At 70.0% G+C, this 21,265-nt stretch carries 23 protein-coding genes; 12 read left to right on the forward strand and 11 right to left on the reverse strand.

The window, feature by feature from the left end:
- Positions 1 to 5: 5 nt before the first annotated feature.
- The 4 genes from ung to FHY03_RS09925 form a co-directional block, all read right to left on the reverse strand.
- Positions 6 to 695, reverse strand: a complete 690-nt coding sequence (gene ung, locus FHY03_RS09910) for a uracil-DNA glycosylase (protein ID WP_183930543.1) — start codon at positions 693 to 695, stop codon at positions 6 to 8.
- A gap of 1 nt (position 696) precedes the next feature.
- On the reverse strand, positions 697 to 999 hold the full coding sequence (locus tag FHY03_RS09915) for an alkylphosphonate utilization protein (protein WP_183922729.1): 303 nt from the start codon (positions 997 to 999) through the stop codon (positions 697 to 699).
- Positions 1,000 to 1,228: 229 nt separating this feature from the next.
- Positions 1,229 to 2,800 carry a bifunctional phosphoribosylaminoimidazolecarboxamide formyltransferase/IMP cyclohydrolase gene (purH, locus tag FHY03_RS09920; protein ID WP_183930544.1) on the reverse strand — a complete coding sequence of 524 codons (1,572 nt, stop codon included), beginning with the start codon at positions 2,798 to 2,800 and terminating at the stop codon, positions 1,229 to 1,231.
- A gap of 58 nt (positions 2,801 to 2,858) precedes the next feature.
- Positions 2,859 to 3,800, reverse strand: coding sequence for an ABC transporter ATP-binding protein (locus tag FHY03_RS09925; protein ID WP_183922725.1), 942 nt, complete (start codon positions 3,798 to 3,800; stop codon positions 2,859 to 2,861).
- Between the two features lie 97 nt (positions 3,801 to 3,897).
- On the opposite strand from FHY03_RS09925, the gene FHY03_RS09930 reads away from it, so the two are divergent.
- Entirely contained in the window at positions 3,898 to 4,134 is a 237-nt protein-coding gene (locus tag FHY03_RS09930) for a zinc-finger domain-containing protein (RefSeq protein ID WP_183922723.1), read from the forward strand.
- A 320-nt stretch (positions 4,135 to 4,454) separates the two neighbouring features.
- Positions 4,455 to 5,870: a metalloprotease TldD gene (gene tldD / locus FHY03_RS09935; protein WP_183930546.1), complete on the forward strand. Its 1,416-nt coding sequence runs from the start codon at positions 4,455 to 4,457 to the stop codon at positions 5,868 to 5,870.
- Between the two features lie 16 nt (positions 5,871 to 5,886).
- Here tldD and FHY03_RS09940 read toward each other — a convergent pair whose 3' ends face one another.
- Both FHY03_RS09940 and FHY03_RS09945 read right to left on the reverse strand, forming a co-directional pair.
- Positions 5,887 to 6,183, reverse strand: a complete 297-nt coding sequence (locus tag FHY03_RS09940; protein WP_183930548.1) for a CcdB family protein — start codon at positions 6,181 to 6,183, stop codon at positions 5,887 to 5,889.
- Positions 6,183 to 6,428 carry a type II toxin-antitoxin system CcdA family antitoxin gene (locus FHY03_RS09945; RefSeq protein ID WP_183922716.1) on the reverse strand — a complete coding sequence of 82 codons (246 nt, stop codon included), beginning with the start codon at positions 6,426 to 6,428 and terminating at the stop codon, positions 6,183 to 6,185. The genes FHY03_RS09940 and FHY03_RS09945 overlap by 1 nt, the downstream gene beginning before the upstream one ends.
- A 52-nt stretch (positions 6,429 to 6,480) precedes the next feature.
- Between FHY03_RS09945 and FHY03_RS09950 the strand changes: the two genes are divergently transcribed.
- The 6 genes from FHY03_RS09950 to FHY03_RS09970 all read left to right on the forward strand — a co-directional run bounded on the left by FHY03_RS09950 (position 6,481) and on the right by FHY03_RS09970 (position 10,105).
- Positions 6,481 to 7,032, forward strand: coding sequence for a pyridoxamine 5'-phosphate oxidase family protein (locus FHY03_RS09950; protein WP_183930550.1), 552 nt, complete (start codon positions 6,481 to 6,483; stop codon positions 7,030 to 7,032).
- Positions 7,032 to 7,232 carry a DUF2007 domain-containing protein gene (locus FHY03_RS09955; RefSeq protein WP_183930552.1) on the forward strand — a complete coding sequence of 67 codons (201 nt, stop codon included), beginning with the start codon at positions 7,032 to 7,034 and terminating at the stop codon, positions 7,230 to 7,232. Before FHY03_RS09950 ends, FHY03_RS09955 begins: the two co-directional genes overlap by 1 nt.
- A gap of 358 nt (positions 7,233 to 7,590) precedes the next feature.
- A complete protein-coding gene (locus tag FHY03_RS09960) occupies positions 7,591 to 7,929 on the forward strand; it encodes a P-II family nitrogen regulator (RefSeq protein ID WP_132908565.1) in 339 nt (112 codons plus the stop codon).
- A gap of 11 nt (positions 7,930 to 7,940) precedes the next feature.
- Positions 7,941 to 9,362, forward strand: coding sequence for an ammonium transporter (locus FHY03_RS09965; protein ID WP_183922710.1), 1,422 nt, complete (start codon positions 7,941 to 7,943; stop codon positions 9,360 to 9,362).
- Between the two features lie 268 nt (positions 9,363 to 9,630).
- Entirely contained in the window at positions 9,631 to 9,765 is a 135-nt protein-coding gene (locus tag FHY03_RS21030; protein WP_258046665.1) for a hypothetical protein, read from the forward strand.
- A gap of 181 nt (positions 9,766 to 9,946) precedes the next feature.
- A complete protein-coding gene (locus tag FHY03_RS09970) occupies positions 9,947 to 10,105 on the forward strand; it encodes a hypothetical protein (protein ID WP_183922708.1) in 159 nt (52 codons plus the stop codon).
- 464 nt (positions 10,106 to 10,569) lie between these two features.
- On the opposite strand, the gene FHY03_RS09975 is transcribed toward FHY03_RS09970, so the two are convergent.
- Together FHY03_RS09975 and thrC are read right to left on the reverse strand one after the other, a co-directional pair.
- Complete coding sequence (locus tag FHY03_RS09975; protein WP_183930554.1) at positions 10,570 to 11,439, reverse strand: class I SAM-dependent methyltransferase; 870 nt, start codon at positions 11,437 to 11,439, stop codon at positions 10,570 to 10,572.
- A gap of 8 nt (positions 11,440 to 11,447) precedes the next feature.
- Entirely contained in the window at positions 11,448 to 12,845 is a 1,398-nt protein-coding gene (thrC, locus tag FHY03_RS09980) for a threonine synthase (RefSeq protein WP_183922704.1), read from the reverse strand.
- 97 nt (positions 12,846 to 12,942) lie between these two features.
- Between thrC and FHY03_RS09985 the strand changes: the two genes are divergently transcribed.
- Entirely contained in the window at positions 12,943 to 14,169 is a 1,227-nt protein-coding gene (locus FHY03_RS09985; protein ID WP_183930556.1) for a cyclopropane-fatty-acyl-phospholipid synthase family protein, read from the forward strand.
- A gap of 112 nt (positions 14,170 to 14,281) precedes the next feature.
- Here FHY03_RS09985 and FHY03_RS09990 read toward each other — a convergent pair whose 3' ends face one another.
- A complete protein-coding gene (locus FHY03_RS09990; RefSeq protein WP_183930558.1) occupies positions 14,282 to 14,716 on the reverse strand; it encodes an EF-hand domain-containing protein in 435 nt (144 codons plus the stop codon).
- Positions 14,717 to 14,833: 117 nt separating this feature from the next.
- On the opposite strand from FHY03_RS09990, the gene FHY03_RS09995 reads away from it, so the two are divergent.
- Positions 14,834 to 16,051, forward strand: a complete 1,218-nt coding sequence (locus tag FHY03_RS09995) for an argininosuccinate synthase (RefSeq protein ID WP_183922698.1) — start codon at positions 14,834 to 14,836, stop codon at positions 16,049 to 16,051.
- A 272-nt stretch (positions 16,052 to 16,323) separates the two neighbouring features.
- Here FHY03_RS09995 and FHY03_RS10000 read toward each other — a convergent pair whose 3' ends face one another.
- Complete coding sequence (locus FHY03_RS10000; RefSeq protein WP_183930560.1) at positions 16,324 to 17,358, reverse strand: GGDEF domain-containing protein; 1,035 nt, start codon at positions 17,356 to 17,358, stop codon at positions 16,324 to 16,326.
- Positions 17,359 to 17,520: 162 nt separating this feature from the next.
- Entirely contained in the window at positions 17,521 to 18,063 is a 543-nt protein-coding gene (locus FHY03_RS10005) for a peroxiredoxin (protein ID WP_183930562.1), read from the reverse strand.
- Positions 18,064 to 18,430: 367 nt separating this feature from the next.
- Here FHY03_RS10005 and crtY point away from each other — a divergent pair, with 367 nt between their 5' ends.
- Both crtY and FHY03_RS10015 read left to right on the forward strand, forming a co-directional pair.
- Complete coding sequence (gene crtY, locus FHY03_RS10010; protein ID WP_183930564.1) at positions 18,431 to 19,591, forward strand: lycopene beta-cyclase CrtY; 1,161 nt, start codon at positions 18,431 to 18,433, stop codon at positions 19,589 to 19,591.
- On the forward strand, positions 19,588 to 21,060 hold the full coding sequence (locus tag FHY03_RS10015) for a phytoene desaturase (RefSeq protein WP_183922690.1): 1,473 nt from the start codon (positions 19,588 to 19,590) through the stop codon (positions 21,058 to 21,060). The genes crtY and FHY03_RS10015 overlap by 4 nt, the downstream gene beginning before the upstream one ends.
- Positions 21,061 to 21,265: the final 205 nt, after the last annotated feature.

Here is a 21,265-nt window from a genome sequence, read left to right on the forward strand (position 1 = left end):
TGCACTCACCCCGCCCAGTCGATGCGCCCGCGCCCATGCGCCTCCAAGAACGCATTCGCCTGGCTGAACGGCCGCGCGCCGAACCAGCCCTTGTACGCCGACAGCGGCGAGGGATGGGGCGCCCACAGCACCAGGTGGCGCCCTGCCGCGTCGACCTCCCGCACCAGCCCCACCTTGGCCTGCGCGTGCGCGCCCCACAGCAGGAACACCACGGGCTCGTCCCTCGCCGCCACCGCGCGGATCACCGCGTCGGTGAACGCCTCCCAGCCGCGCGAGCGGTGCGAGGCGGCGCGGCCGCTCTCCACCGAGAGCACCGTGTTGAGCAGCAGCACGCCCTGCCGCGCCCAATGTTCGAGCGAGCCGTCGCGCGGCGGCGCGGCGCCGAGATCGCTCGCCAGCTCCTTGTAGATGTTGACGAGGCTGGGCGGCGGCTTGACCCCGGGCGGCACCGAGAAGGCCAGCCCATGCGCCTGGCCCGGCCCGTGATACGGGTCCTGCCCTAGGATCACGACTCGCACCGCCGACAAAGGCGTCAGCTCCAGCGCGCGGAACCGGGCCGCCGCCGGCGGGAAGATCGCCTTGCCCGCCGCCGCCTCGTCGCGCAGGAACGCCTGGAGCGCTCCCATGGTCGGGCATGCCAGCGCCGCGGCGAGCGGCGCCGCCCAGCTGGGATCGAGGCGCGGCGGCCAGCTCATCTCAGCGCTTGCGGACGAACTCGGCGCGCAGCACCAGCCCCCTGATGCCGTCGAACTTGCAGTCGATCTCCTGCGCGTCGCCGGTCAGCCGGATCGACTTGATCAGCGTGCCGCGCTTGAGCGTCTGGCCCGCGCCCTTCACGTCGAGATCCTTGATCAGCGTCACCTGATCGCCGTCCGCCAGCAGGTTGCCGACCGAATCGCGCACCGCCACCGTCGCCGCCGCGGCCTGCTTCTCCGCCAGCGCGGCGGCGCTGACCCACTCGCCGCTCTCCTCGTCGTAGACGTATTCGTCGTCGCTCATCATCTGTCCTCTGCGAGAAGCGCCCCACCGACGATCCCCTATTCCTCCCCTGTAAGGGGAGGTGGCAGGCCGCAGGCCTGACGGAGGGGTGTCACCGGTGGTGAGGTCAGCGACGATCGCCGGCCGGGTCACCCCTCCGTCGCGCTGCGCGCGCCACCTCCCCTTGCAGGGGAGGATCGACGGAGCGCTGCCGGAGGGCCGTTAGAACCTAGCACCTTTACCCACCACCTCAGTGGCGGAAGTGGCGCATCCCGGTGAACACCATCGCCAGCCCGGCGGCGTCGGCGGCGGCGATCACCTCCTCGTCGCGGATCGAGCCGCCCGGCTGGATCACCGCGGTGGCGCCCGCCTCGACCGCTGCCATCAGCCCGTCGGCGAAGGGGAAAAAGGCGTCCGACGCGACCGCCGAGCCGATCGTGCGCGGGCTCGCCCAGCCTGCCTTGTCGGCGGCGTCCTTGGCCTTCCACGCCGCGATCCGCGCCGACTCGAGCCGGTTCATCTGCCCCGCGCCGACACCCGCGGTGGCGCCGTCCTTGGCGTAGACGATCGCGTTGGACTTGACGTGCTTGGCCACCGTCCACGCGAACAGGCAGTCGGCGAGCTCCTGCTCGCTCGGCTGGCGCTTGGTCACCACCTGAAGGTCGGCGCGTGCCACTGCGCCGCGGTCGCGCGACTGGACCAGCCAGCCGCCCGCGATCGACTTGGCGGTCAGCCCGTCGCGGCGCGGGTCGGGCAAAGCGCCGGTGAGCAGCAGCCGCAGATTCTTCTTGCCGGCGAACAGCGCCAGCGCACCCTCGTCGGCGTCGGGAGCGACCACCACCTCGGTGAAGATGCCCGTGATCGCCTCAGCGGTGGCACGATCGAGCGCGCGGTTGACCGCGATGATGCCCCCGAACGCGCTCACCGTGTCGCAGGCGAAGGCGGCCTGATAGGCCTCGGCCAGCGTCGCGGCCGAGGCGACGCCGCACGGGTTGGCGTGCTTGACGATGACGCAGGTCGGCGCCGCCTCGCGGAACTCGGCGACCAGCTCCAGCGCCGCGTCCGCGTCGTTGTAATTGTTATAGCTCAGTGCCTTGCCCTGGACCTGCCGGGCCTGGCCGATGCCCGCGACGCCGTCCGACGACGCGTAGAAGGCAGCCTGCTGGTGCGGGTTCTCGCCGTAGCGCAGCGCCTCGCCGGCGCGGCGCAGCGTCAGCGGCAGCGTGGCGGGGAAGGTCTCGCCCTGATCGCTGCCCGCGAACCAGCGCGCGATCGCGCCGTCATAGCCCGCGGTGAGCGCATAGGCCTTGGCGGCGAGCCGCTTGCGCTCGGCGAGGTCGGTCTCGCCCCGCGCCACCAGCGCGTAATCGGCGGGGTCGGTGACGATGGCGACATAGGCGTGGTTCTTCGCCGCCGAGCGCACCATCGAGGGGCCGCCGATGTCGATATTCTCCACCACCTCGTCGCGCCCCGCGCCCTTGGCGACGGTCTGCTCGAACGGATAGAGGTTGACGACGACGAGGTCGATCGCGCCGATGTCATGCTCGCGCATCGCCTCTGCGTGCGCCGCGTCGTCGCGCACCGCGAGCAGCCCGCCGTGGACCTTGGGGTGGAGCGTCTTGACGCGTCCGTCCATCATCTCGGGGAAGCCGGTGAGGTCGCTGATATCGCACACGTCGAGCCCGGCGTCGCGCAGCGCCTTGGCGGTGCCCCCGGTCGAGACCAGCTCGATTCCCCTGGCGGCGAGCGCGGTGGCGAGGTCGACGATGCCGCTCTTGTCGGAGACGGACAGGAGCGCGCGGCGGATCGGGATGATGCTCATGCGCGCGCGCTTACGCGGGCGGGCGCGGTGGCTCAAGCGTCCGTGGGGGTGATGGCTGCTAGCGCCCGCTCGCCGCGCGGGTCAGGTTGAGGAACACGTCCTCCAGGTCGGGCTCCTTGGTCGAGACGTCGACGATGCCGTAGCCGTCGGCCTGCACCGCGCCGAGCACCTCGCCCGCGTTGACGCGGTCCTTGGCGTAGGTGATCTCCAGCGTGCGCGTGCCCTTCAGCGCGATCTTCCCGAAGCAGGCGTTCTCGGGCACCACCGCGACGTCGCGGTCGACCGTGACCGCGACCACCTTCTCCTGCGCCCTGCCGACCAGCTCGGCGGTCGGCTCGTTGGCGATCACGCGGCCGCCGCTGATGATCGCGATGCGATCGCACAGCTCCTCGGCCTCCTCGAGATAGTGGGTCGTCAGCACCACCGTCACGCCCGCGTCGTTGAGGCTGCGGACATAGGTCCAGAGTTGCTGGCGCAGCTCGATGTCGACGCCCGCGGTCGGTTCGTCGAGCACCAGCACCGGCGGGGCGTGGACCATCGCCTTGGCCACCATCAGCCGCCGCTTCATGCCGCCCGACAGCGTGCGCGCATAGGCATTGGCCTTGTCCTCGAGGTGGACCGCGCGCAGCAGCTCCATCGAGCGCCGCTCCCGCTTGGGCACGCCGTACAGCCCGGCCTGGATCTCCAGCGTCTCCACCGGCGTGAAGAAGGGATCGAACAGGATCTCCTGGTTGACGATCCCGATCGAGGCCTTGGCATTGCGCGGGTGCGCATCGATGTCGAAGCCCCAGATCTCGGCGCTGCCGCTGGTCTTGTTGACCAGCCCGGCGAGGATGTTGATCAGCGTCGACTTGCCCGCGCCGTTGGGGCCGAGCAGCCCGAAGATCGAGCCGCGCGGCACCTCGAAGCTGACCCCGTCGAGCGCGCGCTTGCCCGGCGCGCCACCGACGCCCGCGTAGGTCTTGCACAAGTCCCGGATGGCGATGGCGGCGTCGGTCATGCGCGGGAGGTAGGCGCGCGCGCGGGGCTTGCCAATCCTGCATGGGAGGGATGCGGCGGGATTGTCTCCGGCGGCGGTGCTTGCTAATCGCTCGGCCATGCTGCCGCCGCCCGAACTCGTCCGCGTCTCGCAACCCCGCGTCGCCTGCGACGGCGCGAGCGACATCCCCGGCGGCGCCGCGCTGGGGCACCCGCGCGTGTGGCTGCAGATCGACGAGCATGGCTATGTCGACTGCGGCTATTGCGACCGCCGCTTCGTGCTGATCGGCGGCCCCGCCGACGGCGCCGACCACGGGCAGCTGCCCGACATCTCGGAAGGCGCCAGCCCGCAGTAAGCGGGGTCGGTGTCGCGGGCGTGACGTTTCGAGAGCGCTCGCTTCTTTGTTGGCTGGATGCCGCCACCATCACTGTTCCGTCATCCCGGACTTGTTCCGGGATCCAGAGGTCCGCAAGAGCAACCTCTTAGGCGTGAGCGGCCCCGGTGGATTCCGGAACAGGTCCGGGATGACGGTAGATGATGCGCGTTATAAGCGTCTCGCACCGATCTCGCGGGTGAGGCGGCTGGGGCTAGCCCGAGCATCTAACCATCATCGTCAATGGGCATCGCACCACCTGACGAGTGGCGCCCGACCGGCCGCGCCCCTATCTTACCGTGATGACCGACCCGCGCTCCTTCCTCTACCGCGACACGCTCGACCCCGACGCGGCGCTGCGGCTCACCGCCGCCGCGCTCGATCGCGCCGACGACGGCGAGCTCTACCTGCAATACCGCCGCGCCGAGGCGTTCGGCTTCGACGACGGCCGGCTCAAGACCGCGAGCTACGACACGCACGCGGGCTTCGGGCTGCGCGCGGTGTCGGGCGAAATGACCGCCTTCGCGCACGCCAACGAGCTGAGCGCCGCCGCGATCGAGCGCGCCGCCGCGACGATGCGGCTGATCGATCCCTCGGCGCAGCCGCGCGCCGCCGCGCCCGCGCGCACCAACCAGCGCCGCTACACCGACGCCGACCCGCTCGACCTCGTCCCCTTCGCCGACAAGGTAGCCTTGTGCCAGGCGATCGACGCCGCGGCGCGCGCGCGCGACCCGCGTGTGGCGCAGGTCTCGGTCGGGCTGTCGGGGACATGGAGCGTGGTCGAGATCGTCCGCCCCGACGGCTTCGTCGCCACCGACGTGCGCCCGCTGGTACGGCTCAACGTCTCGATCGTCGCCGAGCAGAACGGGCGGCGCGAGACCGGCAGCTTCGGGCTGGGCGGGCGCTACCTCTACGGTTCGCTGTTCGAGCCCACGACCTGGAACCGCGCGATCGACGAGGCGCTGGCGCAGGCGTTGGTCAATCTCGAGTCGGTCGCCGCGCCCGCGGGCGAGATGACGGTGCTGCTCGGCGCCGGCTGGCCCGGCATCCTGCTCCACGAGGCGATCGGGCACGGCCTGGAGGGCGACTTCAACCGCAAGGGCACCAGCGCCTTCTCGGGACGGATCGGCGAGCGGGTCGCCGCGCCGGGCGTGACGATCGTCGACGACGGTTCGATCCAGGATCGCCGCGGCAGCCTCACCATCGACGACGAGGGCACGCCCACGGCCGAGACGCTGCTGATCGAGGACGGCATCCTGCGCGGCTATATGCAGGACCGGCTCAACGCGCGGCTGATGGGCGTGGCGCCGACCGGCAACGGCCGCCGCGAGAGTTTCGCGCACGCGCCGATGCCGCGCATGACCAACACCTTCATGAAGGCGGGGCAGGACGATCCCGCCGAGCTGCTGTCGCGCGTCAAGCGCGGCATCTTCGCCAAGTCGTTCGGCGGCGGGCAGGTCGACATCGTCTCGGGCAAGTTCGTCTTCTCCTGCACCGAGGCCTATCTGGTCGAGGACGGCCGCATCGGCGCGCCGATCAAGGGCGCGACGCTGATCGGCGACGGGCCAAGCGTGCTGACCAAGGTGCAGGGCGTCGGCACCGACTTCGCGCTCGACGAGGGCGTCGGCATGTGCGGCAAGGGCGGGCAGAGCGTTCCCGCGGGCGTGGGTCAGCCCTCGCTGCTGATCGGCGGACTGACCGTGGGCGGGACGGCGTGATCGGTCGGGTGCGGCGCTAGAAGCCCGAGATCAGCATGTCGAGCGCGGCCTTGATCTCCCACTCCTGACTCGCCGCGGAGCCGACGCGCGTGCCGAGGTGGCGCTGATCGACCGCGCGGAGGAACTGGGTCGCCACTCGGTAGCTACCCTGATCGAGTTCGATCAGTGGGTTCAGCCGGGTGCGCGATACCGCGGGGTCGCCCGCGGGGCGAAGCGGCGCCACCACGCGCGACCCCAGGTCGCGGAGCAGGTCGGACTGGCAGTCGAGCACCAGCCCGCCGCCCTCGATGCGATAGACGTCGAACTGCGCCATCACAGTGCCGGGAGGTGGCTGAGCGGTATCCCATTCTCCTCGATCCAGCGGTTGTGCGCGTCGATCCAGTCGCGATTCTCCTCGCGCCAGCGCGCCTCCAACTCGTGCTTGGTCGCCAGGCGGAGCGCCTGTTCGGTGACGCGCGACATGTTGATCCCGGCGGCACGGGCCGCGGCGAGCACCTCGGCATCGATCGAGAGGTTCACCGCTTTGCGCTTGCCCGCTGGCACGGTCTCGTGTCTCATGTGGCTGGTCTATGCGCATGACTGATGCGCGTCAAACCGGAGCCAGCTTGCCATGGCCGAGTTCTTCCCCGCGCTCACTTCCGAGCATCGCGCCTTCGTCGCGCGCCAGCCGGTGTTCTTCGTCGCCACCGCCGCGGCGGGTGCGCGGATCAATCTGAGCCCCAAGGGCATGGACACGTTCCGCGTGCTGAACGACGCCACCGTCGCCTATCTCGACGTCGCCGGGTCGGGAAACGAGACCAACGCGCACCTGCTCGCCGACGGCCGGATCACGATCATGTTCTGCGCCTTCGACAATCCGGCGCTGATCTTCCGCATCTATGGCCGCGGGCGCGCGGTGCTGCCGCAGGACGCCGAGTGGGATGCGCTCGCCCCCCACTTCACGCTGCTGCCCGGGACGCGGCAGATCTTCGTGGTGGCGGTCGAGCAGGTGCAGATCTCGTGCGGCTGGGGCGTGCCCCACATGGCGTTCGAGCAGGAGCGCGCCACGCTCAACAAGTATCACGCCGCCAACCCCGACTCGGCGCGCTTCGCCAAATTTGCGGTGCGCACCGCGAGCATCGACGGGCTGCCGGTGCGCAACCCCACCGTGGTGCCCGCCTGATGGCGCTGGTGGAGCTCGGCCGCTACGACCGCAACCTCGCCAACATCCTGGTCGGCCGGCTCGAGTCCGAGGGGATCGACGCGCTCGCGTTCGACGGCGGCGCCTCGATCGCGGACGGCAGCTGGCTGCTGATCCCGGTGCGCGTGATGGTGGACGAGGACGATCTCGCCGCGGCGCGCCTCGTGGCGGACGGTGCCTGATTTTTGGGCACGCTTGTGGCGGTGCACAAAAGTTTAACAGTGATTAATGGCACGGGGTGAGCTCCTATCCGACGCTTTCTCCTCGCCTGCTCTCCTGACGACCCTCATCCCACTCCCATCGTCATCCCCGCGCGGGCGAGGATCCAGACACGCCGACGTCGGAGAGCCGACGTCGGAAAATTGAGCTGCTACGTCAGCGTTTATGGATCCCCGCCTCCGCGGGGATGACGAAGGGCGGGGAATGGACGTGACAAACCGCCCGCCAGCCGCCCCGTTGGCCCCCGCTCCAAAGCACCTCTGTCGCCAACTGGCACGCGCTTTGCAGGGCGTCTTTCAGGGTAAACGCAGAGGGGGCGCGATGAAGCTGGTCATAGCGATCATCAAGCCGTTCAAGCTCGACGAGGTGAGGGAAGCGCTCACCGGCGTCGGCGTGGCGGGGATGACGGTGTCGGAGGTGAAGGGATTCGGTCGGCAGAAGGGCCAGACCGAGATTTACCGCGGCGCCGAGTACAGCACCAACATGGTGCCCAAGATCAAGATCGAGATCGTCTGCGGCAGCGACATCGCCGACCGCGTGGTCGAGGCGATCCAGGCCGCGGCCAACACCGGCGCGATCGGCGACGGCAAGATCTTCGTGCTCGACGTCGGCCAGGCGGTGCGGATCCGCACCGGCGAGACCGACGACAGCGCGCTGTGAGGGGGGACGGGATGACACTTTCACGCAAGATCGCCGCCGCGGGGGCGGTGGCGACGATCGCGGCGCTCGCCGCGGCGCCCGCGCTGGCGCAGGCCGCCGGACCGGTGCGCGCGCCCAACGCCGAGCAGATGGCGACGATGGTCAACAAGGGTGACACCACCTGGATGATGATCTCGGCCGTGCTCGTGCTGATGATGTCGGTGCCGGGGCTCGCGCTGTTCTACGGCGGGCTGGTGCGCACCAAGAACATGCTCAGCGTGCTGATGCAGGTGCTGATGATCGTCTGCGTCGCCAGCCTCGTCTGGGTGAGCTGGGGCTACAGCCTCGCCTTCACCGGCGGCAATGCCTTCGTCGGCGGGCTCTCCAAGGCATTCCTCGCGGGCGTCGGCCCCGGCTCGGTCGCGGCGACCTTCAGCAACAACGTCTACATCCCCGAATATGCCTTCATCTGCTTCCAGATGACCTTCGCCTGCATCACGCCGGCGCTGATCGTCGGCGCCTTCGCCGAGCGGGTTAAGTTCACGCCGCTGCTGATCTTCGTCGTGCTGTGGCTGACGATCGTCTATTTCCCGATGGCGCACATGGTGTGGTACTGGGCCGGCCCGGACTTCCTCGCCGACGCGCCGACCGACGCCGGCCTGCTGTACGGCTGGGGGGCGCTCGACTTCGCGGGCGGCACGGTGGTGCACATCAACGCGGGCATCGCCGGCCTGGTCGGCTGCCTCATCATCGGCAAGCGCCACGGCTACAAGAGCGAGCCGATGCCGCCGCACTCGCTGACGATGACGATGATCGGCGCCTCGCTGCTGTGGGTCGGCTGGTTCGGCTTCAACGCGGGCTCGAACCTGGAGGCCAACGGCGCCGCCGCGCTCGCCTTCATCAACACCTTCGTCGCCACCGCGGGCGCCGCGGTGGCCTGGGCGGTGATCGAGCAGGTCGTGCACAAGAAGCCGTCGCTGCTCGGCGGCGTGTCGGGCGCGGTCGCCGGGCTGGTCGCGATCACCCCGGCCGCCGGCTTCGCCGCGCCGATGACGTCGATCATCCTCGGCATGGTGGCGAGCGCGGTGTGCTTCTTCTTCGTCACCACGGTGAAGAACAAGCTCGGCTACGACGACACGCTCGACGTGTTCGGCATCCACTGCGTCGGCGGGATCGTCGGCGCGATCGGCACCGGCATCGTCGCGGCGCCGTCGCTCGGTGGCCAGGGTTGGATCGACTACACCCAGTTCCCTTCGGTCGCGGGCAGCTACGACATCGCCGGGCAGGTGTGGACCCAGATCAAGGCGGTGGTGCTGACGCTGGTGCTGTCGGGCGGCGTCTCGGCGGTGCTGTTCCTCGGACTGAAGGCGACGATGGGGCTGCGTCCCTCGCTCGAGGTCGAGAGCGAGGGGCTCGACATCAACGAGCACGGCGAGCGCGCCTACAATTACTGATGAGATCGCGGGCGGCGCCCCACGCCGCCGCCCGCCCACGACGTTCCTCCTGCGGACGCTCCTCGGCTCGGTATGGCGACATACCGGGCCTTTTTTTCGCTTTCGCAGCAGGCGTGTTCCTCCCCTCGCGGGAGCACGATGAGCATAGCTATGCTGCACCCATGCTGCGCCGCACGATGGTCAAGCTGACGACGGATCGCTATATAAGAGCGTGAGCCGGGCGACCCCGGGAATCGTGGCCCCGGCTCTGCAGAGGAGAGGATGTGCCATGACGACGATCAAACATGTCGGCGAGCAGGGCGCGGTGGTGGTCGGGGCGGCGGCCGCCTTCACCGCTGCCGTCTATCTCGCGCAATTCGCCGCCGACGCGGTGGTGTTCCTGGGCGAGTGGGTGCTGCGCTGAGGGCCGCGCGGTCGGGCGTAGGGAGAAGTCGCGGCTCGGGGAACGGCCTGTTAGGCGTGCATCACGCGTTCCTCAGCGGGCCCCTTCTTCGTCGTCCCCACCTCTGCGAGACCTCTGGAGAAGTAGCTGGCCGGCCGCGACTGATCTGACTCTTTCCCTGTGATGTTGAGGGGGGATGGCGATGGATCAGCGTGGTTTTGCCGAGGCGTTCCCACTGCCGGGATTTGGTCGCGACGCGCGGTTGGAGCGGATCGCCGGGCTGCTCGACTGGGCACCGATCGAGGCGCTGGTGCGGCAGGGCCGACGGATCGTCCGCCGTAACGGGCGGTGGCGACGGTGAAGGAGCAGTTGCTCCAGCAATGCTACGGGCATTTCGATCCCGGCTGCCGCACTGGCAAACCGCAACAAGGTGAGCGGCCGTCTCCGTACAGCCGTCGCGCGCAGCTTCGCGCGCCTCGAGACCGGCCCTCAGGGCTCACCAGAATGCGATACCGCAACCTCCATCGCCGCGGTCTGCTCCTGACATCGCCGCTCTCGCCGACAACCTGCGACGCGCTACCGCCTGACCCAACGCTCTCCGCGCACGAGCTCACGCGCCTACCAACCAGGCACCCGACCAGAGAACTGCCCCCCCGCCACCGCCCAGCATCACGGATAAGGCGCCATGTCGAAGAGGTCTCGCCGGCGCGGGATTGACGGAAAAAAGGAGGTCTCGCGTTCGTCAGGCGAGATGGCGCACGGCACTCGTAAGATGCGGCGTGGCCGGGTGTCCGTTCTAGTCCGATCCGCTCCGCGATCTACTCGCTACCGCGACCAGCGCGCCCAGATCGCGGTCGGCAGTGCCAGCCCGCGCGCTTCCTCGCGCACCGCCAGCTCGCCCGCCTCCACCGTGCCGGGCAGGTCGGCGAAGGCCTGGCGCAGCATCTCGCCGATCGCCAGCGCCGACATGCGCACGGCATAGACGGTGAGAAAGAGGTAGCGCGACTCGGCGTCGAGCAGCCGGCGGCAGTCGGCGATCAGGCCGGGCAGGTCCTCCTCCAGCCGCCACACCTCCCCGGTCGGCCCGCGGCCGTATTTGGGCGGGTCGAGCAGGATACCGTCATAGCGTCGCCCGCGCCGCACCTCGCGCGCGACGAACTTGGCGGCGTCGTCGATCATCCAGCGCACCGGCGCATCGCTCAGCCCCGACAGCAGCGCGTTGCTGCGCGCCGCCTCGACCGACTTCTTCGAGGCGTCGACATGCACCATGCGCGCGCCCTTGCTCGCCAGCGCCAGCGTGCCGACGCCGGTATAGCCGAACAGGTTGAGGCACTCGGGCGAGTCGTTCCCGGAGAGCCGCTCGCGCATCCACGCCCACACCGGCGCCATGTCGGGGAAGAAGCCGAGGTGGCGGAACGGCGTGGTCTGGGCGGTGAAGCGCACCTTGTTCCACGTCAGCGGCCAACCCTCGCGCGGCACCGGCTCGCTGAAGTCCCAGCGGCCGCCGCCCTCCTCGTCGCTGCCCGGCACGAAGGCGCCGTGCGCGCGCCAGTCGTCGCGCGCCGGCGCCCAGAGCGCCTGCGGCTCCGGACGGATGAAGCGGAAGCGGCCGTAGCGCTCCAGCTTGCGTCCGTTCCCCGAGTCGATCAGCCCGTAATCGGCCCAGGGCTCGCCGGTGAGCGTGACCAGCTCCACGCCGCGCCTCAGCCGCGCGGGACGGCGTGCGCCGCGACGTGCGCGCTCACCGCGGCATAGGTGGCGTCGAGCGTGACGCAGCGCTCCTCGCGCTCGAACAGGTCGCCGACGCGCGCCGGCAGCGACGGGCGCACCCCGGTCGCGCGCTCGACCGCGTCGCCGAACTTGGCGGGGTGCGCGGTCGCGAGCGTCACCATCGGCACGTCGGGGGTGAGGTGACGTCGCGCCGCCGCCAGCGCGATCGCGGTGTGCGGGTCGATCACCTGCCCGGCGCGCTCGCAGGCGTGACGCATCGCCAGCGCCATGCCGTCGGGATCGACTCGCTCGCCGGCGAACAGCCCGGCGGCGCCCTCGCGTTGAGCGTTGCTCAGCCGCATCGCGCGCTCCGCCTCGAAGCCGCGCATCTGCGTCGCCAGAGCGCCGCCGTCGCGCCCGCCGAGATCGTACAGCAGCCGCTCGAAATTGCTCGAGACCTGGATGTCCATCGAGGGCGTCGCGGTGGGCACGACCTCGCGGCTGGAATAGTCACCGGTGGTGAGCGCGCGCGCGAGGATGTCGTTGACGTTGGTGGCGACCACCAGCTTCGCCACCGGCAGCCCCATGCGCGCCGCGACATAGCCGGCGAAGACGTCGCCGAAATTGCCGGTCGGCACGCTGAACGCCACCGCGCGCGCCGGCGCGCCGAGCCGCACCGCGGCGTAGAAATAATAGACCACCTGCGCCATCAGCCGCGCCCAGTTGATCGAGTTCACCGCGGAGAGGCGGAAGCGTCCGGCGAAGGCGGCGTCGTTGAACATCGCCTTCACCAGCGCCTGCGCGGTGTCAAAGTCGCCGCGGATCGCGATATTGTGGACGTTGGGCGCGCCCACCGTGGTCATCTGGCGGCGCTGCACGTCGCTCACCCGGCCCTCGGGGTGAAGCATGAAGATGTCGATGCCCGCGCGCCCCGCCACCGCGTCGATCGCGGCCGAGCCGGTGTCGCCGCTGGTCGCACCGATGATCGTGAGATGCTCGGTCGTGCCGGTGAGGAAGCGTTCGAACAGCAGCCCGAGCAGCTGGAGCGCGACGTCCTTGAACGCCAGCGTCGGCCCGTGGAACAGCTCGAGCAGCCACTGGTCGTGGTCGAGCTGGACCAGCGGGGTCACCGCGTCGTGCGCGAACCGGCCGTAAGCGGTGTCGCACAACGCGCGCAGCTCGTCCTCGCTCAGCGCCCCGGCGACGAACGGCGCCATCACCGCCGCCGCGGTCTCGGCGTAGCTCTTGCCCGCCAGTGCGGCGATCTGCTCCTCGGACAGCGTCGGCCAGCTCTCGGGTACGTAGAGACCGCCATCGGCGGCGAGGCCGGCGAGCGTCGCGCCGGCGAAGTCGAGCGTGGGGGCGGTGCCGCGGGTGCTGACGTAGCGCATGGGAAAGGTCGCCTAGAGCGCGGCGCGCGCGGGCGCAACGCTCGCCGACTCACCGAGGCTATGGATTGCGCGATGCAACCTTATTAGCAGAGGTCGCATGGCACTCATCGACGTCTTCCTCAGCCGCGCGATCAAGCGCGGACGCCTCACCCTCACCAAGCCAGACGGCACCACCGCGAGCTTCGGCAGCGACGATCCCGCGCTCAAGCCGGTCGCGATCCGCATCACCGACCGATCGGTGTACCGCGCGCTCGTCGCCGACCCGGCGCTCGGCGCGGGCGAGTCGTTCATGGACGGCAAGCTGATCGTCGAGCAGGGCGACATCCTCGACCTGCTGTTGCTCGCCACCGCGAACAGCCGCTGGGAGAATGGCGTCAACCGGCTGGCCGCCAATCGCTGGCGCACGCTCAAGGGCCAGATCCGCCATCGCCTCACCGGCAACCAGGCCAAGGCGTCGAAGCGCAACGTCGCGCACCACTACGATCTGTCGGATCGGCTGTACGACCTCTTCCTCGACGCCGACAAACAGTACAGCTGCGCCTATTACACCGATCCGACCAACTCGCTCGAGCAGGCGCAGGCCGACAAGAAGGCGCATATCGTCGCCAAGCTGGCACTCACGCCGGTCATGCGCGTGCTTGATATCGGCTGCGGCTGGGGCGGCATGGCGCTCTACATCCACGCCAAGACCGGCGCCGAGGTGCTGGGCATCACGCTCTCCGAGGAGCAACTCAAGGTCGCGCGCCGCCGCGCCGAGGAGGCGGGCGTCGCCGACAAGGTGAAGTTCGAGCTGATCGACTATCGCGCGCTGGAGGGGCCGTTCGACCGGATCGTCTCGGTCGGCATGTTCGAGCATGTCGGCGTGCGCAACTTCCGCACCTATCTCAGCAAGTGCCGCGACCTGCTGACTCCCGACGGGGTGATGCTGCTGCACACGATCGGGCGCGCCGACGGCCCCAACTTCACGGACAAGTTCACCGACAAGTACATCTTCCCGGGCGGCTACATTCCGGCGCTGTCGGAGGTACTACAGGCCAACGAGTTTATCCGCTGGTTCGTCACCGACGTGGAGGTGCTGCGGATGCACTATGCCATGACGCTGCGCGCCTGGTACGAGCGCACCGTCGCCGAGCGCGACGCGATCGTGGCGCTGTACGACGAGCGCTTCTTCCGCATGTGGACCTTCTACCTGGCGGGAGCGATCGTCTCCTTCACCAACGGGCCGCTGGTGAACTACCAGATCCAGTTCAGCCGCGACCGGTTCGGCCTGCCGCTGACGCGCGATTACATGATCGAGGAGGAGCGGCGGCTGCGGGGAAGTTGAGAGCGGTCACCAGGTCCGACCCGTCGTACTCCTGCGTAAGCAGGAGCCCAGGACCGCAAGCGTGACCTCCCGTGACTCTGGGCTCCTGCGGCCGCAGGCGCACGAGACGGCGTCACTTCTTCGGCGCCGCCCCGCCCTTCGCCACCCCGTCCGCCATGGCGCGGGCGCGCGCGGCCTCGGCGGCGTCGACCTTGCCGTCATGGTTGAGGTCGTAGGCCGAGAAGACGGCGCCCATCAGCTGATCCGACTCGGCGCGGCTCAGCCGTCCGTCCTTGTCGAGGTCGCCGCGCGTCATCACCAGCGCCGCGACGCGCTTGGCGTGGACCGCGTCGAGCGTCTTGCCGCGGATCTTCATCTTGGCCATCCGCCCTTCCAGCTCGGCGAGCGAGAGGTAGCCGTCCTTGTTGGTGTCCGAGGCGGCGAACTCAGAATCGAGCTTGGCGGTGGCGGTGGCGCGCGTCTCCTGCCCCATGGCGGCGACCGTCAGCGCCGGCGTGGCGAGCAGCGCGACGAGCGCGGCGGCGAGCGTGGTGTGCGTCCTCAGCATGCGCCGCGGCTTGGCGGCGGGTGCTTGTACGCGCGGTGAACGGTCGCGCGCGGCACCGCCGCGGTTGCCTCGCGCGGCGCGCTCGCGTAGCGCCCGCGCGCGAAAGGAGCCTGCCCCATGACCGACCAGATCAAGCGCGTCGTCCTCGCTTATTCCGGAGGACTCGACACCAGCGTGATCCTGAAATGGCTCCAGACCGAATATCAGTGCGAGGTGGTCACCTTCACCGCCGATCTGGGCCAGGGCGAGGAGCTCGAGCCAGCGCGCGCCAAGGCCGAGCTGATGGGGATTAAGCGCGAGCATATCTTCATCGACGACCTGCGCGAGGAGTTCGTGCGCGACTACGTCTTCCCGATGATGCGGGCCAACGCGCTGTACGAGGGGCTGTACCTGCTCGGCACCTCGATCGCGCGGCCGCTCATCGCCAAGCGCCAGATCGAGATCGCGGCGCAGGTCGGCGCCGACGCGGTGAGCCACGGCGCCACCGGCAAGGGCAACGATCAGGTCCGCTTCGAGCTCGGCTATTACGCGCTCAACCCCGACATCAAGGTGATCGCGCCGTGGCGTGAGTGGGATCTCACCAGCCGCTCCAAGCTGATCGAGTTCGCCGAGGCGCATCAGATCCCGGTGAGCAAGGACAAGCGCGGCGAGGCGCCCTTCTCCACCGACGCCAACCTGCTCCACACCTCGTCCGAGGGGAAGGTGCTGGAGGACCCGTGGGACGAGGTGCCCGATTACGTCTATTCGCGCACCGTCAATCCCGAGGACGCGCCCGACCAGCCCGAGACGATCACGATCGACTTCGAGCGCGGCGACGGCGTGGCGGTGAACGGCGAGGCCTGCTCGCCCGCGACTCTGCTGGCCAAGCTCAACGAACTCGGGCGCAAGCACGGCATCGGTCGGCTCGACTTGGTCGAGAATCGCTTCGTCGGCATGAAGAGCCGCGGCATGTACGAGACGCCGGGCGGCACGATCTACGCACTGGCGCACCGCGGCATCGAGCAGATCACGCTCGATCGCGGCGCCGCGCACCTCAAGGACGAGCTGGCGCCGCGCTACGCCGAGCTGGTCTACAACGGCTTCTGGTTCTCGCCCGAGCGCGAGATGCTGCAGGCCGCGGTCGATCACTCGCAGGCCAAGGTGACCGGCACGGTGCGGCTCAAGCTGTACAAGGGCCAGGCGGTGGTGACCGGGCGCCGTTCGCCGCACTCGCTCTACTCGGAGAAGGTGGTGACCTTCGAGGACGACCAGGGCGCCTATGACCAGCGCGACGCGGCTGGCTTCATCAAGCTCAACGCGCTGCGGCTGCGCCTGCTCGGTCGACGCGATCGGTGACAGGACGAGAGGGGTGAGCGCGGTAGGCGCGTTCCTCCCTCTCGCCACTCCACTTCTCCGTCATCCCGGACTTGTTCCGGGATCTACCGTGCCGCTCGCTTCGACGGCGTTGCTCGAAGGGAATGGTGGATCCCGGGATAAGTCCGGGATGACGGCAGGTGAGGGGCGTTCCGGTTGTGCCTGAGCGATCAAGAGCGTGAGGAGAGGCTTGCGACGGCCACTTCAGAACAGCGAGAGGCCGGCAGCGTCGACGAAGCGAGGCTGAATCCCCGCTACTTCACGATTGTCCGCGCGCGCCCCTGCTCCTTCGCCCGGTAGAGCGCGGCATCCGCGCGCGCCACCAGCGCGGCGCGACCCTCGCTCACCACCCCTTCCGTCACGCCCGCCGAGAAGGAGACGGTGCCGATCGGCTCGCCGGTCTCGCGCACGCGCAGCCGTCGCTCGCCGATATGCGCGCGCACGCGATCGATCCGCGCCGCCGCCTCGTCGGGCGTCACGCCCTCGAACAGCATGGCGAACTCCTCGCCGCCGTACCGTGCCACCAGGCAGCCGCCCTCGTCCGCCAGCGTGCGCGCGACGGTGCGGATCACGCGATCGCCCACCGGGTGGCCGAAGCTGTCGTTGATGCGCTTGAAATGGTCGATGTCGCACATCGCGACGGTCACCCGCGCCCCCGGTGCGAGCGCGGCGAAGGCCTCGTCGAAGGCGCGCCGATTCGGCAGCTCGGTCAACGGGTCGGTGCGCGCCGAGCCGCGCGCCTCGTCCAAGGCAGCGCGGAGCTCCTCGGTCTCGCGGCGCGTGCTCTCCAGCTTGGCCTCGGCGTGCTGGACGCGCTCGATCATCGCCGCGGTGAGCCGGCTGATCTCCTCCACCCCGGCGTCGGCGCCGACGTCGCGCATCTCGGCCGCCGACCGCGCCAGATCGCGACCGAAGTCGTTCGCCTCGGCGTGCGCGGTCCGCACCGTGTCGCCGAAGCCGTCGAGCTGGTGGAGCACGCGCTCGATCATCGCCTCCTGCGTGGCGGCGTCGGCGGTCATCTCGGCGTCGTCGGCGAGCGCCGCGGGCGCCCCGCCCAGCGCGGTGCCGCCGAGCTGCTCGATGTCGCGCGCGGTCAGCCGCACGCCGCCGTCGGTCAGCTCGGCGACGCGGCGCCCGATCAGCCCCTCGGGCTGCGCGATCACGGCATACGCGAAGGCATAATGCGCCGGATCGGGGCTGAGCCGGTGCGCCGACAGGAAGGCGCCGACGCGGGTGAACAGGCGGTCGCCCGCCGTCCCCTGCCGCCCGTCGACCGCCCTGCTCGCCACCCGCTCGCCCCCGATCGGCTCCTGTCGAGCCTCGCCTCGTCCCGACCGGCACGCCCCCACGCGCCGACGGCGCGTCGCCCGCGCGACCCGCCGGACGGGACGCTAGCGCCCGACTCGCTAAGATATGGTGACTCGGCGTTGACCGCGCCGAGTCAGGCGCGATCAGCCCTGCTTGAGCTTCTGCACCGCAGCGAGCGTCAGCGCGACATGCTCGGCAGGGTTCATGTCGTCGTGGACGAAGACGACCTTGCCGTCACGGCCGATGACGTAGCTGGTGCGGCTGGTGACGCTCTTGCCCTTCACCGCACGGCCGAGCGCGACGTCATAGCCTGCCACCACCTTGGGGCCGGCGCTGGCCACGGCGAACTTGCCCGCGCACTCGCTCGACGAGAAACGCTGCAGGTCTTCGACGTTGTCGGCGGACATGCCGATCACGGTCGCGCCCGCGGCGCGGAAGGCGTCGACCTTCTCGGCGAAGGCGCGCGCCTCGGCGTTGCAGCCCGAGGTGAAGGCGGCGGGAAAGAAATACAGCACCACCGGGCCGCGGCGAAGCTGCTCGCGCAGGCTGATCGGCACCACCTTGCCCGCGATCGCGCCGCGGGTGGAGAAATCGGGCGCCGCGGCGCCGGGCTTGAGCGTCGCCGCGGCCGGCACGGCGAAGGTTGTGAGAGCGGCGGTGACGACGGTGAGAACGGCGCGGCGCATGGCGGTCGGCTCCAGCAGGATGAGGCGTCTCCTGTAGCGCGCTCCTGCACGGTAGGACAGGGGCGGCGGCGGGGCTATTCCCGTCAGATCCGTTATCCCGGACTTGACCCGGATACATCCCTTCACACGCGTTGCCGTGGCTACAGCCTCGTTTCGCCGAGGATGTCCCTCTGCACCGCTTGCCCCGGCGCGAGCGACCGCAGCCGGTGACGGCCGCGGCACAACGGATCACGGATCAAATCCGGGATGACGGTGCGGCCGGCGCGCGCGCGCATGACCACCACCCCCTGCCTTCGCCGCCTGCTTCTCTCCCGCCCGGCACCTCACCGGGCTTCCCCGCGCGGCTGCGATAGGTTAGCGCCGGACCATGCCCGCGATTCACAGATGTGACCTGGCGATCGTCGGCGGCGGGCTCGCCGGAGCGCTGATCGCGCTCGCGGTCCACGCGCGCCATCCCCTGATCGACGTGCGGCTGATAGAGGCGGGCGAGGCCATCGGCGGCAACCATCTCTGGTCCTTCTTCGGCGGCGACGTCGCGCGCGCCGACCGCCACCTGATCGCGCCACTGGTGGCGCATGCCTGGCCGAGCTACGACGTGCGCTTCCCCGCGCACGCGCGCCACCTCGCGCAGGCCTATTATTCCGTCCGCTCGACCGGGCTCGACTCGCACGTCCGCGCCACGCTGCCGCGCCGAGCGCTCATGACCGGGCGGCGCGTGCTGGCGTGCAGCCCCACCGCGGTGGTCTTCGCCAACGGCGACCGGCTGACCGCGGCGGGCGTGATCGACGCGCGTGGCGCGGGTGACCTGAGCGCGCTCGACTGCGGCTGGCAGAAGTTCGTTGGCCACGAGTTGCGCGTCGCCGGGGCGCACGGCGTCACCCGCCCGGTGGTGATGGACTCGACCGTGGCGCAGCTCGACGGCTATCGCTTCGTCTACCTGCTGCCCTTCGCTGCCGACCGGCTGCTGGTGGAGGACACCTATTACAGCGACTCGCCCGCGCTCGACGTCGCCGCGGTGGCGGCGCGGGTCGAGCGCTACGCCGCCGATGAGGGGTGGAGCGTCACCGAGACGATCCACCGCGAGCAGGGCGTGCTGCCGGTGGTCTACGGTGGCGATTTCGAGGCTTATTGGCGCGGCGGCGGGAGCAAGCTGGCCAAGGCGGGCGTTCGGGCGGGGCTGTTCCATCCCACCACGGGCTATTCGCTGCCCGACGCGGTGCGGCTGGCGCAGCTGGTCGCGGCGCAGCACGACTTCTCGGGTGCGGCGCTCCACGACCTCACTTACTCCTATGCGGCGCGGCTGTGGGCGGCGCGGCGCTTCTATCGGATGCTCGACCTCATGCTCTTCAAGGCCGCCGACCCCGACCAGCGCTATCGCGTGCTGGAACGCTTCTACCGCCTGCCAGCGCCGTTGGTGGCGCGCTTCTACGCGGCGCGCTCGACCGCGCTCGACAAGGCGCGCGTGTTGAGCGGGCGGCCTCCCGTGCCGCTCGGCCGCGCGATCGCCGCGCTGCGGGGGGCGGCATGACGCGCGCGGTGGTGGTCGGCGCCGGCTTCGGCGGGCTGGCGCTGGCGATCCGGCTGCAATCGGCCGGGGTCGAGACGATCGTGCTGGAGTCACGCGACAAGCCCGGCGGGCGCGCCTATGTGTGGCAGCGCGACGGCTTCACCTTCGACGCCGGGCCGACCGTGATCACCGACCCGGCCTGTCTCGAGGAATTGTGGGCGCTCTCTGGCCAGACCATGGCGAGCGATGTCGCGCTCGAGGCGGTACAGCCCTTCTACCGGCTCAACTGGCCCGACGGCACCAATTTCGACTATACCAACGACGATCAGGTGCTGCACGCCGAGATTGCCAAGCTCAACCCGGCCGACGTCGCCGGCTACGCGCGCTTCCTCGACTATTCCGCGGGCGTGTACCGCGAAGGCTATGAGAAGCTGGGCCATGTCGCCTTCCTCGACTTCGCGTCGATGATCAAGGCGGCGCCGGCGCTGGCGAAATACCAGGCGTGGCGCTCGGTCTACTCGATCGTCTCCAAGTTCGTGGCCGACGAGCGGCTGCGCCAGGCGCTGTCGTTCCACACCTTGCTGGTGGGCGGCAACCCAATGACGACCAGTGCGATCTACGCGCTGATCCACAAGCTGGAGCGCGACGGCGGCGTGTGGTTCGCACGTGGCGGCACCAACCGGCTGATCGCGGGCATGGTGGCGCTGTTCGAGCGGCTCGGCGGCACACTGCGGCTGAACGACGCGGTGACGCGGATCGAGACGCTGGGCGACCGCGTCACCGCGGTGGAGACCGCCAGCGGCTGGAACACCCCGACCGACATGCTCGCCGCCAACGCCGACATCCTCCACGTCTACCGCGACCTGCTGCCCGGCTCGGGCGCGGCGAAGCGGACCGCGGCGAAGCTCGAGCGCAAACGCTACTCGCCCTCGCTGTTCGTGGTGCACTTCGGGATCAAGGGCACCTGGCCCGGCATCCCGCACCACATGATCCTGTTCGGCCCGCGCTATAAGGGGCTGCTCGACGACATCTACGACCACGGCGTGCTGAGCGAGGACTTCTCGCTCTATCTCCACCACCCGACCGTGACCGACCCGAGCCTCGCGCCCGAGGGCTGCTCGACCTTCTACGCGCTCGCGCCGGTGCCGCACATGGGCAAGTACACCGGCGACTGGGAGACGGTGCGCCCGATCCTGGAACAGCGCATCCTCGACGAGGTCGGGCGCCGGCTGATCCCGGACATCCACGACCGCATCGTTACGAAGTTCAGCTACGCGCCGACCGACTTCGCGGCGGACCTCAACGCGCATCTCGGCAGCGCCTTCTCGCTCGAGCCGGTGCTGACGCAGAGCGCCTATTTCCGCGTCCACAACCGCGACGACGCGATCCCCAACCTGTATTTCGTCGGCGCCGGCACGCATCCGGGCGCAGGCATCCCCGGCGTGGTGGGCAGCGCCAAGGCGACGGCGGCGCTGATGCTGGGGCGGTAGCGCGTCGCGCGGCGAAGTAGACGGCTTCTCAGACGAGTAGCGCGGCTCCGCGATGGTGCGGAGCGCCGCGCCGCGGTTCGATGCGGCGAGCGGCCGCGCGCGAATGTTGAGAAAGTTGAGCCTCCGGGAGCCTGCGACGGTCGAATGTTGAGTCGCATGCCCCGGCTCAGCGAGACCCGCGCCGGGGGCACGCGGCTGCCGCGTG

It is taken from the genome of Sphingomonas sp. BK345, from assembly GCF_014193845.1.
Classification (GTDB): domain Bacteria; phylum Pseudomonadota; class Alphaproteobacteria; order Sphingomonadales; family Sphingomonadaceae; genus Sphingomonas.